Below are 14,924 nucleotides of genomic sequence, written 5' to 3' on the forward strand. Positions count from 1 at the left end.
GCCATCGTGTCACCCGGCCGGGTGGTCCTGCACCCGCCCGGGCGCCGCGCTCAGCCGGCGAGCAGGGACCCGATCTCCGAGACGTCGAACCACAGCAGCTCGTGGCCGTCGGCGCCGTCGACGACGAAGCGGGCGTCCTCGTCCCCGTGCGTGGCGGCGGGCAGCGCGGCGACGGCGGCGGCGACGTCCGCCTCCGCCGCCTCGTCGTCGACGTGGACGGCGACGACGTGCTCGGCGGTCACCGCGGTCCCCAGGACGACGGTGGACGGCAGCACGTGCGCGGGGTCGGCGTCCGCCTCCGGGGCCTGCCGGGCCGCCCGGTCGGGGATCTCGACGGCGACGACGACCCGCCGCCGGGGGGCGTCGTCGTCCGCGCCGAGCAGCCGCAGGGACGCCTCGGCGGCGTCCAGCATCGCGGCGTACTCGAGCTCCTCGGTGTCGCCGTCGGTGTACCACTCGCGCAGGGCGGGGGTGACGGCGTGGGCGAGGGCGCCGGCCTCCGCGTACCGGCCGGCGGCGTGCGCGCGGCGCAGCATCGGCAGGGTGGCGGCGAGGTACACGCGCATCAGCGGACCGTGTCCCGCAGCTCGGCCAGGGCGTCCGTGAGGCACTGGGCCAGCACGTCGATGTCCCGCATCCCCTCCCGGTCACCGTTGAGACCGAGGTAGACGCCACCGTCGTAGGAGGTGATCCCGATCGCCAGCCCCTGGCCCCGAGCCAGCGGGATGACCGGGTAGGTCTCCAGCATCCGCGCGCCGGCCAGGTACAGCGGGTGCTGCGGGCCGGGGACGTTGGTGACGACGAGGTTGAACAGCCGCCGGGACAGCCCGCTGGCGACCCGTGCGCCGAGCGAGTGCAGGGTCGGCGGGGCGAACCCGCCGATGTCGGCGATCCGGCGGGCGCCGACCGCCCGGCCGGACTCGACGTGCGCGGTCATCTGGTAGGCGACCTGCTGCAGGCGCAGCACGGGGTTGGGCTCCCCCACCGGCAGGTCGACGATGAGCGAGGCCACGGAGGTGCCTACCCCGCCGGCCTCGGGCGGCTCGTCGGCGGTGACGCTCACCGGGACGAGCGCGCGCACCACCGTCGTGGGGGTGACCGGGGCGCCGCGGGTGAGCAGCCAGGCCCGCAGCCCGCCGGCCACGGTCGCGAGCGCGACGTCGTTGACGGTGATCCGGGTTCCCGCGGCAGGGCGGCGCCGGCGCCCGCCGCGGGCGTGGAAGTCCCGGACGGCGCGGTAGTCGGCGAGGTCGGTGGCGACCATCGCGAACCGCCGGTGCTCGCAGACCTCGACGTTCAGGGGGCTGTCGGGCGCGGGCCGGGCGGCGATCCGCGCGGCGGAGGCCATCCCCCCGAGGGCGTCGCCGAGGACACCGCCGAGGACGCCGACGGCCTTGCCCGCGGTGGCGCGCAGGTCGTCCAGCCCGGCGCGGGCGGCGTCCAGCACCTGGGTCGGGCGGCGGACGACGTCCATCACCGCGCCGGCGACGAGCTCGGCCAGCGACGGCTCGGGCGTGGGCCGCCAGGTGTCCGTGACCGGCTCCGGTGCCGCGGGGTCGTCGTCGAGGAGCACCTGGGCCAGGTCGACGGCGTTGACCCCGTCGACGAGGGCCTGGTGCGCCTTGGTCAGCACCGCGAACCGGTCGCCGGCCAGGCCCTCGACGACGTACACCTCCCACAGCGGCCGGGTGCGGTCCAGCGGTCGGGGCTGCACCCGGGCCACGAGCTCGCGCAGCTGCTCGTCGGTGCCCGGGCGGGGCAGCGCGGAGCGCCGCACGTGGTAGTTGACGTCGAACCGCTCGTCGTCCACCCACACCGGGTTGGCCAGTCGCCAGGGCACCGACCGCAGCCGCTGGCGGTACCGGGGGACGAACGCGATCCGGGCGGCGACGTGCCGCAGCACGCGGTCGATGTCGATGCCGCCGGCCGGGGCGGCGAAGGTCATCACCGACCCGACGTGCATGACCGTGGCCGGCTCCTCCAGGTAGAGGAACGACAGGTCCAGCGGGGTCAGGCGGTCCGGCACGCGATCATCCTGGCACGCCGGCCGGCCGGGGCGGGCGGCTCAGAACGACCCGCCGGCTCAGAACGGGATCCCGGTGAGCCGGTGCAGCTCCGCCGCGGTGGCGGCGGTGTCGCCGCGGTGCAGCACCGCGGCCATCCCGGTCCGGCGGGCGCCCTCGACGTTCCACGGCAGGTCGTCGACGAGCACGCAGGCCTCGACCGGCACGTCGGCGAGCGCGGCGGCGTGGTGGAAGATCCGCGGCTCCGGCTTGCGCATCCCGACCTCGCCGGAGATGACCACGGCGTCGAACAGCTCGTCCCAGCCGGTGCGGTCGTAGGTGTTGCCCCACGAGTTGGACACCAGCACGGTGCGCAGCCCGGCGCGGCGGGCCCGGCGGACCAGGTCGTGCATGAGCGGGTCGGGCTGCTCCAGGCCGGCGAGCATCCGCCCGAGCAGCCCGGCCGCCTGCACGTGCGAGCCTCGGGCGGCGAGCTCCTCGGCGAGCAGCCGCTCGAAGTCCTCGACGGCGATCTCGCCGCGCTCCAGGGCGTGCACCGGGGCGGCGCCCGGGCCGCCACCGGCCTCGGCCTGGGCGAGGGAGTGCCAGGTCCGCATGACGTCGGTGAAGTGCTCGTAGTCGATGCCGTCCGCCTGGGCCCAGGCGGCCATCGCGCCGTCCAGCGGGACGGTCAGCACACCGCCCCAGTCGACGAGCAGGGCCTTGTCGCTCACCCCGCCAGTCTGGCCGACCCGTGTCGGCGGGAGCCGCCGGGGCCCGGTACCCGGACGGCGCGCCGGCTCCGGCGCCCTCCGGCGGGGCGCCCGGCCAGGGCGGCAGCGAGCGCGGCGACACCGGCCCGCGCCGGTGAGCCCGGGACGTGCTCGGTGAGCGTGCGGCCGGCCAGCAGCGCGGCGTCGCACCCGGGCCGGTCGTCGGGCACGAGGTGCACGTCGTCGACGCCCGCGTACCGGGTCAGGGCCTCGGTGACGGCACGGCCCGGGGACCCGCCGACCGCGCCGGGCCGGACCTTGGTGACGACGACCCGCGGGGAGGCGGACGGCACGGCCTCGGTGAGGTCCTGCAGGGCCCGCACGAGGCGCTGCAGCCCGACCGGGTCGGCGGCGCCGAGGGCCAGCACGGTGTCCGCGACCTCCAGGGCGGTCAGGGTGGCGGCGTTGCGGCGCGGGGCGGCGGTGTCGAAGGACAGCTCCTCGTCGGCCTCGACCGGGGCGGCGACGTCGACGACGGTCCACCGGGCCACCTGCCGGGCGGTGCTCAGCACCTCCTCGAGCGCGCCTGCGGACAGCTCCGGCCAGCGCGCGGCCCGGGAGATGCCGGTGAGCACCCGCAGCCGGGGCGCGACCCGGGGGGCGAGCCGGGCCAGCACGACCGGGTCGAGCCCGCCGGTGGACGCCGCCCGGCAGGCCGCGGCCAGGCCGGGCGACTCGTCGAGCAGGCCGAGCACCTGGGCCACGGACGCCGCGTGCGTGTCGGCGTCCACGAGCAGGGTCTCCTCGCCGAGCGCGGCGAGCTCGGCGGCCAGCGTGGCCGCCACGGTGGTGCGGCCGGGCGCCCCGGGCGTGCCCCACACGACGACGACCCGGCCCGGCTCGGCCGGGGCGCTGTGCCCGGGGCCGGCGTCCGGCCCACCCTCGGAGCCGGCGGCCGGTGCACCGCCGGCGGCGGCACCGTCCGCGGCGGCACCGCCTGCCCGCCGCTCCCGGGACCGCTCGAGGGCGGTCGCCGGGTCGGCCAGGGCGTGCCGCGGGGCGGGGGCCTCCTCGACGGCCTGGACGGCCTGCTCGACGAGCGCCGCCAGGTCCGCCGGCGGGGTGTCGGCCGCGGTGACGTGCCGGACCCCCAGGCGCCGCAGCCGGTCGGCGGCCCGGCCGTCGTCGTCCGGGTCGACGAGGCCGACGACGGCGACGCGGGCGGCTGCGAGCCGGTCGACCGCGGCGGTGTCGAGCCGGCGCAGGTCCGCGGACAGCAGCACGGCACGGCCCTGGCCGGCGGCTGCGGCGGCGAGCAGCTCGGTGAGGTCGGCGCAGCGGCGGACGACGACGAGCCCGGTGCGGGAGCGCTCGATCCCGCCGACGAGCGGGGCCTCCCACGCACCGGTGACGGCGGTGAGGACCGGGAGCGTCATCGCGGCGTCGACCCGGGCACGAGGACCAGCGCGATCTCGGCGTCGGCGGCCAGCGACCGCAGCGCTGCGCGCAGCTCAGCCTCGGCGAGCAGCACCTGGACGGTGGTCGACCCGCTGGCGGCGAACCCGCTGCCGCCCGTGGCCACCCCGGCGACCTCGGCTGCGGCGGCCAGCAGCTCGGGTTCGCCGAACTCCCCGGCACGCTCCGGGTCCGGCGGGGAGACCCAGACGTCGACGAGCGCGCCCTTGACCACCCCGTCGGGCAGGGCACCGGCCACGGGGATGCCCACGGCTCGCCGCTGGATCGCGTCGGCGCTGCCGAGGGCGGCCCGGGGCAGGAGCTCGCCGTCCCCCACGGGGCGCAGCAGCACGGCGCCGTCGGGTGGCGGGTCCGCGGCGGGCAGGTAGGCGCTGCTCGCCTCCCCCAGCCGGACGTCGACCGCGGTCAGCCGCTCCGGCGTCACCGGGTCACCGGCGACGAGCGGCCCGACGGCCGCCCACACCGCGACCGTGTCGTCGGCCGCGGCGACGACCCGGCTGCCCAGGACGACCGACCCGAGGACGAGCAGGACGCCGACGAGCAGGCGCGGGTCGCGCCAGGAGGGTGGTCGCAGGCGGCGCGCCTGCGGGCTGGGCAGTTCGGTCACGACACGCTCCCCGGTCACGGTCGGCGGGACGACGCCGCCGCCGGCGCCCCCGTTGCGGCCTCATCCTGCCCGGCGGAGACCGACGGCGGAAGCCGTCGTCCACAGGTCGTCGACGGGCCTGGTCGCGCCGGCGCGGCGCCGTGCCAGACTCTCCACGACGGGTCCGCGGCTGATCGAGGAGGGGATGAGCGTGCCCCCGAGGTTCCTGCCGCTGAGCGAGGTGGCGGAGATCCTCAACGTCTCGGCCAACCAGGCGTACGCCCTCGTGCGCAGCGGCGAGCTCCCGGCGATCAAGGTCGGTGGCCGTGGCCAGTGGCGGGTGGAGGTCAGCCGGCTCGAGGAGTACATCGAGCGCAAGTACGCCGAGACGGCCGCCATGGTGGCGCGGGGCGCCGACGAGGACGAGCCCGCCGACTGAGGTGGCCCCGGCCGCCGCGGCCCACCGGCCGCCGCGACCTACCGGGCCCCGTGGACGACCCGCAGCGCGGCGAACGGGACGCTGAGCACGCCGCGGACGGCGACCGCCCGCCGCGGCTCGCCCGCCGGGTGCTCCGCGACGTCGACGTGGTCCGCGCCGACCCGGTCCAGGGTCCCGGTCACCGTGCCGGCCGAGGTGACCACCCGCAGCCCGGTGCGGTCCCGCGCCAGCGCGCGCAGCGCCGAGGCCAGGCCGAGCCGGCGCAGCACCTGCCCGGCCGGCGGGGCCACCTCCCGGGTCAGGCCGTCCACCCAGCCGACCGCCGCGGTGGGCACCAGCGCCTGGCCGGCGTCCGTGCGCAGCACGAACCACTCCGGGGCGACGTCGAGGCACACCCCGGTCAGCGGCCCGTGGTCGGCCACGCTCACCCGGACCGGCTGCCCGACGACCGCCCGCAACCGGTCCGCGAGCGAGGTGCGGGCCAGCTCCGCGCGGACCCGGTCGGCGACCTCCGCCGCGTGCTCGGCCGCCTCGGCGGCGGCCATCTGGGCCTCGAGGTCGTCGAACAGGGACTCCCAGCGCACGGCGGCCACCGTAGGCGCAACCGCCCCGCCCCCGCTCCTCCCCACCCACACCCCCCCCTCCCCCCCTGCCCCCTCTTCCCCCTCTTCGTGATCATGCAATCCCGCCACCTACCAGGTCACGCGCCTGCCCCACAGAATGCTGCGTTCGGCACAGCTTGGCCGGCGTGTCGCGCCCACAACCCAGCATTCTGCGAACGGGAGGGCGGCGGGATGGGTGGCGGGATGGGTGGCGGGATTGCATGATCACGAAGAGGGATGTCCGGCTGAGCGCGAGGGGGTGGGGGAGCTCCGTCGTCCCACGCCAGTCATCCACAGCCACTCAACGTCGGCTAGACGCATCGTCCTGAACCGTCTATACCTGTCGCACAGCAAACAGCATCAAACGGCTGCTAGTGACGGGGTACGCACATGGTCAGGACGACGAGCAGGGCGCGGACGGGCGGACCGGGCCGCAGCGGCAGGACGGCGGGCGCGGGGACGCCGTGGGCCCGGCTGGGGGTGCTGACCGCGGGGCTCGCGGCAGGCGCGACCGCCGGGATCGCGGCCGTCCGGGCCGGGACGGCGGACGTCGCCGGGCTGGTCGCCGGTGGGGTGCCGGCCGCCAGCCCGGCCGGGTTGACCCAGGCCGTGGTCGCGGTGGGCACCGTGGCCGTCGGCCTCGGCACGCTGTGGCTGGTCGCCGGCGCCGCGCTCACCGCGGTGGACCTGCTCGCCACTCGCGCCGGGACGCCGGCACCTGTCCCCGTACGCCGGGCGGCCGCGACGGCGCCACGGGCCACCCAGCGCCTCGTCGCCGCGGTCCTGGGCATGGGGATCGCGTGCGGGACGGCGGGAGCGGCCGGTGCGGTACCGGCCCCTGCCGCCACCGAGGCGCTGGTCGTGGTCACAGAGCTGGCCACGCAGCCCGCCACGGAGCAGGCCACGGAGCACGCCGCGGAGTCACCGGCCTGGCAGGACCCGTTCGACCCCGGCTGGCGGGCGGCCACGGGGTGGACCCCCGCGCGGGCACCGGACCCGGCACCACGACCGACGGCGACCCAGCCGGCCGCGTCGCTGCCGGCGTCCGAGGCCGCACCGGCGCGGGCCCACCTGCGCTCCGAGGACGCCGTCGTCGTCCGCCGCGGGGACACCCTGTGGGACATCGCCGCCCGGTCCCTGCCCGCGGGCGCGGGCGCCGCCGAGATCGCCGCCGAGTGGCCCCGCTGGTGGGCGGCCAACCGTGACGTGATCGGCCCGGACCCCGACCTGCTGCTGCCCGGTCAGCGGCTCGTGCCGCCGGCGGCCGGCTCATGAGCGCCCCGACGCTGCGCCGGCTGCCGGTGCCGGTCAGCGAGCCGTTCCCCAGCACCCGGCTGACCCGGGCGCCGGCGGCGTCGGCGTCGGCGCACCAGCAGCACATGCTCGACCTGACGTTCTCGGCGAGCACGCAGCCGGACCCGGCCGCCGACGCCTGGGCCGGGCCGCAGCCGACGTCCCCAGACCGGCTGCCGGACCCGCGGGAGGTCGCCGGGGCGGTGGTCCAGGCCGTCGTCGAGGTGCTCGCCGGGACCCGCCCCGCCGGTCAGCTCGTCCGCTGGCTGTCCGCGGACGTCTACGCGGCGCTGCAGCGCCGCGCCGCGCTGGCCGCCCGGCTGCGCCGGCCACCGACGTCGACGTCGGTGCCGGGGCGTCAGGAGCGGGCACCGGTGCGCCGCGCGGTGGTCCGCTCGGTGCACACGACCGAGCCGGTCCCCGGCGTGGTAGAGGCGAGCGCCGTCGTCGTCGACCGCGGCCGGGTGCGTGCCGTGGCCCTGCGCCTCGAAGGGCTCGACGGACGCTGGCGGGCCACCGCCCTGGAGATGGGCTGAGGCTCAGCCCTTGCGCCGGGCCCGCCGCTGCGCGGCCCGGCGCTCCCGGCGGGAGCCGCCCGCGGCGTCCGACCCGGACGTCCCACCGGCTGCGCCGTCCCCCTCGGTGCGCACCTCGACGTCCCCCTCGCCGTCCACGGTCGGGGCCGTGTACTGCAGCCGGGCCGGACGCTCCGGACCGACGAGGCCCTTGGCGACGAGGACCGGCGCCGCACCGGTGTGCATCGCACCCTCCTGCTCGGCGGGCGCGGAGACCTGGACCTCCAGGTTGAACAGGTACCCGACCGACTCCTCCTTGATGGCCTCGGTCATCGCCTGGAAGAGCTGGTAGCCCTCCCGCTGGTACTCCACCAGCGGGTCACGCTGCGCCATCGCCCGCAGCGAGATGCCCTCCTGCAGGTAGTCCATCTCGTAGAGGTGCTCGCGCCACTTGCGGTCCAGCACCGACAGCACGACGCGGCGCTCGAGCTCCCGCATCGCCGCCGAGCCGACCTGCTCCTCGCGGGCCGTGTACGCCAGCTGGGCGTCCGAGCGCAGCTCCTCGGCCAGGCCGGCCGCGGTGAGCCGCTCGCGCCCGCCGGCCTCCTCCACGACCTCCTCGACGGTCAGCGACACCGGGTAGAGGGTCCGCAGCGCGCTCCACAGCTGGTCGAGGTCCCACTCCTCGGCGAACCCCTCGGCGGTGGCGGCCGTGACGTAGCTGGTGACGACGTCGTCGATGAAGTGCCGGACCTGCTCGTGCAGGTCCTCCCCCTCGAGCACCCGGCGCCGCTCGGCGTAGATCACCTCGCGCTGGCGGTTGAGGACGTCGTCGTACTTCAGGACGTTCTTGCGGATCTCGAAGTTGCGGGCCTCGACCTGGCTCTGCGCGCTCTGGATCGCCCGGGAGACCATCTTGGACTCCAGCGGGACGTCGTCCGGGATGCCGGCCCGGGTCAGCAGGGACTCGGCGACCGCGGAGTTGAACAGCCGCATGAGGTCGTCGGTGAGGGAGAGGTAGAACCGGGACTCCCCCGGGTCGCCCTGGCGCCCGGAGCGGCCGCGCAGCTGGTTGTCGATCCGGCGGGACTCGTGCCGCTCGGTACCCAGCACGTACAGCCCACCGAGCTCGGTGACCTCCTCGTGCTCGGCGGCGACGGCCTGCTGCGCCTTCTCCAGCGCGTCGGGCCAGGCGGCCTCGTACTCCTCGGCGTTCTCGGCCGGATCCAGGCCCCGGGCCGCGAGCTCGGCGACGGCCATGAACTCGGCGTTGCCGCCGAGCATGATGTCGGTACCACGGCCGGCCATGTTCGTCGCGACGGTGACCGCGCCCTTGCGCCCGGCCATCGCGACGATCGCCGCCTCCCGCTCGTGCTGCTTGGCGTTGAGCACCTCGTGCGGGATCCGCTTCTCGTGCAGCTTCTTCGACAGGTACTCGCTCTTCTCGACGCTCGTCGTGCCGACGAGGACCGGCTGGCCGGCCCGGTGCCGCTCGGCGATGTCCTCGACGACGGCGTCGAACTTGGCCACCTCGGTCTTGTAGACGAGGTCCGGCTGGTCCTTGCGGATCATCGGCCGGTTCGTCGGGATCGGCACGACACCGAGCGAGTAGATGGAGGTGAACTCTGCCGCCTCGGTCATCGCCGTGCCGGTCATCCCGGAGAGCTTGTCGTACATCCGGAAGTAGTTCTGCAGGGTGATGGTGGCCAGGGTCTGGTTCTCGGCCTTGATCTCCACCCCCTCCTTGGCCTCGATGGCCTGGTGCATGCCCTCGTTGTAGCGGCGGCCGGCGAGGATGCGGCCGGTGTGCTCGTCGACGATGAGGACCTCGCCGTCGACGACGACGTAGTCCTTGTCCCGCTTGTAGAGCTCCTTGGCCTTGACCGCGTTGTTGAGGTACCCGACGTACGGGGTGTTGACGGCGTCGTAGAGGTTGTCGATGCCGAGGTAGTCCTCGACCTTCTCGATCCCGGACTCCAGGATGCCGACGGTGCGCTTCTTCTCGTCGACCTCGTAGTCCTCGTCCCGGGTGAGCCGCAGGGCGATCTTCGCGAACTCGCCGAACCACTTGCTCGCGTCACCGGTCGCCGGGCCGGAGATGATCAGCGGGGTGCGGGCCTCGTCGATGAGGATCGAGTCGACCTCGTCGACGATGGCGAAGTGGTGGCCGCGCTGGACCAGCTCGGCGGCGTTCCAGGCCATGTTGTCGCGCAGGTAGTCGAACCCGAACTGGGTGTTCGTGCCGTAGGTGATGTCGGCGGCGTAGGCGACGCGGCGCTCGTCAGGGCGCATCCCGTCGAGCACGCACGCCGAGGTCAGGCCGAGGAACCGGTACACCCGGCCCATGAGGTCGCTCTGGTAGGAGGCGAGGTAGTCGTTGACGGTGACGACGTGCACGCCCTTGCCGGTCAGCGCGTTGAGGTACGCCGGCAGGGTGGCGACGAGGGTCTTGCCCTCACCGGTCTTCATCTCGGCGATGTTGCCCAGGTGCAGGGCGGCGCCGCCCATGAGCTGGACGTCGAAGTGCCGCTGGCCCAGGGAGCGGCGGGCCGCCTCCCGGACGTTGGCGAACGCCTCGGGCAGCAGGTGGTCGAGGGCCTCGCCGTCGGCGATCCGGGCCTTGAACCGGTCGGTCTCCTCGCGCAGCTCGGCGTCGGAGAGCCGGACGAAGTCCTCCTCCAGCGCGTTGACCTGCTGGGCCAGGCCGTGCAGCCGCTTGACGATGCGGCCCTCGCCGGCGCGGAGCAGCTTGTCGAGGATGGCAGGCACGGAGGTTCTCCCGGGGTCGGTCCACGTCGGCCGCCGCTGCGGCAGCCCCGGCCATCGTAGACGCGCACTGACGGGGGCCAGGCTCCGACTGACCGGGGTGCCGGTGCTCGGGGACGTGTGCCAGGGTCGCACCGTGCCCGCCCCCACGCTGACCGACGGACCGCTCACCCTGCGCGGCCACCGGGACGACGACGCCGACGCCCTCGTCGAGCAGCACCGCGACCCCGACAGCGAGCGCTGGACGACGGCACCCACGCCCTACCGGCTCGCCGACGCCCGGGCGTGGATCGAGTCCTGCCGCCGCCGGTGGGAGCAGGGCCCGGCGGACGGCGCGGAGCTGACGTTCGTCGTGGAGGCCGACGGCCGGTACGCCGGCCAGGTCGGACTGCGCCCGGACGGCGTCGGCGGCGCGCTGATCGGGTTCGGCCTGCACCCTGCGGCCCGGGGCCGCGGGGTGATGTCCGGGGCGGTGCGGATGGCCCTGGTCTGGGGGTTCTCCGACCTGGGCCTGGACGTCGTGCAGTGGCGGGCGTACGTGGGCAACTGGGCGTCGCGGCGGGTGGCGTGGGCGACCGGGTTCCGGGTCGAGGGGACCGTCCGCGCCCTGGAGGTCCAGCGCGGCCGGCGGCGGGACGCCTGGATCGGCACGATCACCGCCGGGGACGTCATGCGCCCGACCGCCCCGTGGTTCGACGTCCCCCGAGTCGTCGCCGACCACCGGCGCGGCGCCGCCGTCGTGCTGCGCCGGCACGTCGACGAGGACGCCGTCCGGATCGCGCAGGCCTGCGCCGACCCGCAGTGCCAGTACTGGCTGCCCGGCCTGCCCTCCCCCTACACGGTCGCCGACGCCGTCCGCTACCTCGCCGACCGCGAGGAGCAGCACGCCTCCGGCACCGGGGTGTACTGGGCGGTCGCCGACGCCGAGGACGACCGGCTGCTCGGCGTGGTGAGCCTCACGGACGTCGACCTGCGGGTCGGCAGCGCCGAGGTCGGGTACTGGGTGCACCCCGCCGAACGGGGCCGCGGCGTGGCCGCGACGGCGGCGCGGCTGGCCGCCCGGCACGCCCTGCTGCCGGCCGAGGACGGCGGGCTGGGCCTGCACCGGGTGGGCCTGCGGGTCGCCGACGGCAACACCGCCTCCCAGCGGGCCGCGCAGCGGGCCGGGTTCACGCCGGCCGGACGCGACCGGTCCGCCGAGGTGCTGCGCGACGGCAGTCGACGGGACTTCCTGCGCTACGACCTGCTGGCCAGCGAGCTGGGCTGAGCACCCCCGACAGGTCGAGGTCGCCGCGGCCGGCGACCTCGACCCGGTCCAGCCCGAGCCAGCCGGCCATCTCGGCCAGCTCGTCGACCAGTGCCGCGGCGGTCCCGGCCGGGGCGTCGGGCTGCGCCCACGCGGCCTGCACCCGCAGCACCCCGGCCACCCGGTCGGCCTTGAGGTCGACGCGGGCCACCAGCCGGTCCCCGAGCAGGAACGGCAGGACGTAGTAGCCGTGCACCCGCCGGCCGGCGGGCACGTAGATCTCCAGCCGGTACCGGAAGGCGAACAGCGCCTCGGTGCGCTCGCGGAAGAACACCAGGGAGTCGAACGGGCTGAGCAGCGCCCTCGCGTCGACCTGGCGCGGCACCCGGGCGTCCCGGTGCAGCCAGGCCGGCCGGTCCCACCCCTCGACCTGGACGGGGACCAGCTCACCGGCGTCGACGAGCTCGGCGACCGCCTGCCGAGGTGCCGGGCCGCGCAGCCGGAAGTAGTCGCGCAGGTCCGCCTCGGTGGCCACCCCGTGGGCGCGCGCGGCGATCCGGACCAGGTCCCGGACGGCGTCCGCGGGGTCCGGGTCGGGTGCGGCGTGGACGGCCGCCGGGAGGACCCGCTCCGGCAGGTCGTAGCGGCGCTCGAACTGCGGCGTCCGGCTGTGGGCGGTGAGCCGGCCCGCCCAGAACAGGTGCTCGGCCGCCCGTTTCACCGCCGACCAGTTCCAGCCCCAGCCGTCGGAGCGGCGCGGGACGTCGTGCTCGAGCGCCGCCTCGATCTCCCGCGCCGTCAACGGGCCCCGGTCGGTGACCTCGGCGAGCACCGCGGCGACGAGGTCGGGGTGGTCCCGGGCCACCTGCACCATGCCGCCCCAGGCGTCCTCGGCGTGCCGGGCCATCCGCCAGCGCAGCAGCCGGTGGGTCTGCGGCGCGACGAACGACGCCTCGTGCGCCCAGTACTCGACGAGCCGGCGGGGGCTGCGGCCCGCGGCCCGGTGCAGCAGGTCGGTGTCGTAGCGGCCGAGCCGGCTGAACAGCGGCAGGTAGTGGCTGCGGGTCAGCACGTTGACCGAGTCGATCTGCAGCAGGCCGACCCGGTCGACGACCCGCTGCAGGTGCCGCATCGTCGGCGCGGCGGGCCGCGGCTCGGCCAGCCCCTGAGCGGCCAGGGCGACCCGGCGGGCCTGCGCGAGCGACAGCGACGTCCGGACGGGCACGGCCTGGGACTCTGCCACGCCCCGGCGGGAGGTGGCGACCGGGTCAGTCAGACAGCAGAGTCAGCCGAGATCGAGGATCTTGCGCCGGACGGCGAACACCACCGCCTCCATCCGGGAGTGCAGCTGCAGCTTCTCCAGGATGTTGCGGACGTGGTTCTTCACCGTGTTCTCGCTGATCACGAGCTCGCGGGCGATGTCCCGGTTGGCCATCCCCCGGCCGAGCAGGCGCAGCACCTGCATCTCCCGGTCGGTCAGGCTCGGCACCGGCACGGACGCCGGCCGGTCCTCGGCGCGCCGGCTGAGCGCGGCGAACTCGGCGAGCAGCGCGGAGGCCATCGACGGACTGATCAGCGACTGCCCGCCGTGGACGGCGCGGATGCCGTCGGCGATCTGCTCGCCGGGGACGTCCTTGAGCAGGTAGCCGCTCGCCCCGGCGCGCACGGCGTCGAACAGGTCGGCCTCGTCGTCGCTGATCGTCAAGATGATGATCTTGACGGTGGGGGCGGAGGCCCGGATCTCGGAGCAGGCCTCGACGCCGGAGCGGCGCGGCATCCGCAGGTCCATGAGGACGACGTCGGGCAGCAGCTCCTCGGCGAGCCGGACGGCCTGGGCACCGTCCCCGGCCTCGCCGACGATCTCGACGTCCGGCTCGGCGGCCAGCACCATCTCCAGGCCGCGCCGGTACAGGGCGTGGTCGTCGACGACCAGCACCCGGATCGACTCCCCCGCCGGGCCGGGTCCCGCGACGCCGGCCTGCCCCCGTGATCGCATCTCGTGCGCCACCGCAGCGCTCCCTCCAGGGGCGGCCCCCGGCGGGTCGGACGGCGCGCCGGGGGTACTGCGCCCATCGTGGCACCGGGGACCGCCCGGTGCGAGCAGGTCCGCGGCACCCGCGCCCGACGGGGCGGGTGCCGCGACAGCGGGTGCTCAGCCGGCGGCCACCTGCTCCTCGGCGGGCTCAGCGGCCTCCCCGGTCCCGTCGCTGTCGAGCCGGATCACCCCGTAGCTCCAGCCGCGCCGGCGGTAGACCACGCTGGGGCAGCCGTTGGCGGCGTCGACGAACAGGTAGAAGTCGTGGCCGACGAGCTCCATCTCGTACAGCGCGTCCTCGAGGGTCATCGGCCGGGCGCTGTGGGTCTTCTCCCGGATCACCACCGGGGAGTTGCCGATCGCGTCCAGCGGGTGCTCGGCCGCGCCGTCCTGCGCGACGGTGCCGGTGCCGTCCTGCGCGGCGTCCTCGTCGAGGGCGGCCTCCGCCAGCGGACCGGTGGCCTCGTGCACCGCGGTCGGGGTGCGCCGGCCGTGGTGCACCTTGCGCCGGTCGCGGGCCCGGCGCAGCCGCTCCAGGAGCTTGGCGTGGGCGAGGTCCAGGGCGGCGTAGAGGTCGTCGGCGCAGGCCTCGGCCCGGATGACCGGGCCCTTGTCACGCACGGTCAGCTCGACGCGCTCGCACTGGCTCGCCTGCCGCCGGTTGTTCTCGTGACTGATCTCGACGTCGAGGCGGCTGGCCCGGGGCGCGAGCTGTTCGACCTTGGACAGCTTGTCCTGCGCGTGGCGGCGGAACCGGTCGGCGACGTCGGTGTGCCTGGCGGTGATGACGATCTCCACGAGTGTCCTCCACGTGCTCAGGGGATACAGGTGCTCAGGGGATACAGGTGCTCAGGGGATACAGGTGCTCACGGGACTGAGGTGCTCACGGGACAGGGCTGCCATGGCGGAACGCTAGACCCTCCCACCCCCGGGCGGCACCCGGACGACACGCCGCCTGGTGGCGGCGACGACGGCGGCCTGCACCGGCGCCGCACCGGTGGCTCGCAGCACCCGTGCGGCCTCGGCCAGCGTGGACCCGGTGGTGACGACGTCGTCGACGAGGACGACCGCCGCGGCGGCCCGCAGCCGGGCCGGGTCGACGCCGCGGCGCAGCCGCAGCGCCCCGGCCAGGTTGGCCGCCCGCTGCCGCGCCCCGAGCCCGGCCTGGTCGTGGACCCGGCGGGCCGGGCGCAGCACGGGCGCGGCGAGGGCGTCGAGGTCGGCGGCCCGCAGGGCGCGGGCGCTGCGCC

The 14,924-nt window shown here is 76.0% G+C and carries 15 protein-coding genes; 4 read left to right on the top strand and 11 right to left on the bottom strand.

The window, feature by feature from the left end:
• Positions 1–50: 50 nt before the first annotated feature.
• From ACFP6A_RS07605 to ACFP6A_RS07625, 5 genes are read right to left on the bottom strand one after another with little or no spacing between them, the layout of a single operon-like run.
• Complete coding sequence (locus ACFP6A_RS07605; RefSeq protein WP_379602851.1) at positions 51–566, bottom strand: DUF6912 family protein; 516 nt, start codon at positions 564–566, stop codon at positions 51–53.
• The gene (locus ACFP6A_RS07610) at positions 566–2,026 is read right to left on the bottom strand and encodes a wax ester/triacylglycerol synthase family O-acyltransferase (protein WP_379602853.1); all 1,461 of its coding nucleotides are present in this window, start codon (positions 2,024–2,026) and stop codon (positions 566–568) included. The genes ACFP6A_RS07605 and ACFP6A_RS07610 overlap by 1 nt, the downstream gene beginning before the upstream one ends.
• A gap of 57 nt (positions 2,027–2,083) precedes the next feature.
• Entirely contained in the window at positions 2,084–2,737 is a 654-nt protein-coding gene (locus ACFP6A_RS07615) for an HAD family hydrolase (protein WP_379602855.1), read from the bottom strand.
• Positions 2,734–4,152, bottom strand: a complete 1,419-nt coding sequence (locus ACFP6A_RS07620) for a CpaE family protein (protein WP_379602857.1) — start codon at positions 4,150–4,152, stop codon at positions 2,734–2,736. The genes ACFP6A_RS07615 and ACFP6A_RS07620 overlap by 4 nt, the downstream gene beginning before the upstream one ends.
• Entirely contained in the window at positions 4,149–4,799 is a 651-nt protein-coding gene (locus ACFP6A_RS07625) for a hypothetical protein (RefSeq protein WP_379602859.1), read from the bottom strand. The genes ACFP6A_RS07620 and ACFP6A_RS07625 overlap by 4 nt, the downstream gene beginning before the upstream one ends.
• A 184-nt stretch (positions 4,800–4,983) precedes the next feature.
• Between ACFP6A_RS07625 and ACFP6A_RS07630 the strand changes: the two genes are divergently transcribed.
• Positions 4,984–5,217 (top strand): helix-turn-helix domain-containing protein, encoded by a 234-nt coding sequence (locus tag ACFP6A_RS07630; protein ID WP_379602861.1) that lies wholly within the window; start codon positions 4,984–4,986, stop codon positions 5,215–5,217.
• A gap of 38 nt (positions 5,218–5,255) precedes the next feature.
• Here the strand turns inward: ACFP6A_RS07630 and ACFP6A_RS07635 are convergent, their stop codons facing one another.
• Positions 5,256–5,801, bottom strand: a complete 546-nt coding sequence (locus ACFP6A_RS07635) for a hypothetical protein (RefSeq protein WP_379602863.1) — start codon at positions 5,799–5,801, stop codon at positions 5,256–5,258.
• A gap of 408 nt (positions 5,802–6,209) precedes the next feature.
• Between ACFP6A_RS07635 and ACFP6A_RS07640 the strand changes: the two genes are divergently transcribed.
• Positions 6,210–7,094 carry a LysM peptidoglycan-binding domain-containing protein gene (locus ACFP6A_RS07640; RefSeq protein WP_379602865.1) on the top strand — a complete coding sequence of 295 codons (885 nt, stop codon included), beginning with the start codon at positions 6,210–6,212 and terminating at the stop codon, positions 7,092–7,094.
• Positions 7,091–7,648: an Rv3235 family protein gene (locus tag ACFP6A_RS07645; protein WP_379602867.1), complete on the top strand. Its 558-nt coding sequence runs from the start codon at positions 7,091–7,093 to the stop codon at positions 7,646–7,648. Before ACFP6A_RS07640 ends, ACFP6A_RS07645 begins: the two co-directional genes overlap by 4 nt.
• Before the next feature lie 3 nt (positions 7,649–7,651).
• Here ACFP6A_RS07645 and secA read toward each other — a convergent pair whose 3' ends face one another.
• Positions 7,652–10,396 carry a preprotein translocase subunit SecA gene (gene secA / locus ACFP6A_RS07650; protein ID WP_379602868.1) on the bottom strand — a complete coding sequence of 915 codons (2,745 nt, stop codon included), beginning with the start codon at positions 10,394–10,396 and terminating at the stop codon, positions 7,652–7,654.
• 133 nt (positions 10,397–10,529) lie between these two features.
• On the opposite strand from secA, the gene ACFP6A_RS07655 reads away from it, so the two are divergent.
• A complete protein-coding gene (locus tag ACFP6A_RS07655) occupies positions 10,530–11,660 on the top strand; it encodes a GNAT family N-acetyltransferase (protein ID WP_379602869.1) in 1,131 nt (376 codons plus the stop codon).
• On the opposite strand, the gene ACFP6A_RS07660 is transcribed toward ACFP6A_RS07655, so the two are convergent.
• The 4 genes from ACFP6A_RS07660 to ACFP6A_RS07675 all read right to left on the bottom strand — a co-directional run.
• A complete protein-coding gene (locus tag ACFP6A_RS07660) occupies positions 11,563–12,882 on the bottom strand; it encodes a winged helix-turn-helix domain-containing protein (protein ID WP_379602871.1) in 1,320 nt (439 codons plus the stop codon). The genes ACFP6A_RS07655 and ACFP6A_RS07660 overlap by 98 nt on opposite strands.
• Before the next feature lie 42 nt (positions 12,883–12,924).
• Complete coding sequence (locus ACFP6A_RS07665) at positions 12,925–13,635, bottom strand: response regulator (protein ID WP_379602919.1); 711 nt, start codon at positions 13,633–13,635, stop codon at positions 12,925–12,927.
• Positions 13,636–13,791: 156 nt separating this feature from the next.
• Positions 13,792–14,472 carry a ribosome hibernation-promoting factor, HPF/YfiA family gene (gene hpf / locus ACFP6A_RS07670; protein WP_379602873.1) on the bottom strand — a complete coding sequence of 227 codons (681 nt, stop codon included), beginning with the start codon at positions 14,470–14,472 and terminating at the stop codon, positions 13,792–13,794.
• 114 nt (positions 14,473–14,586) lie between these two features.
• Positions 14,587–14,924: phosphoribosyltransferase family protein (locus ACFP6A_RS07675; protein WP_379602874.1), on the bottom strand; the 338-nt coding region annotated here is incomplete at its 5' end.

It is taken from the genome of Quadrisphaera sp. GCM10027208 (assembly GCF_042658805.1).
Taxonomy (GTDB): domain Bacteria; phylum Actinomycetota; class Actinomycetes; order Actinomycetales; family SCSIO-59966; genus SCSIO-59966.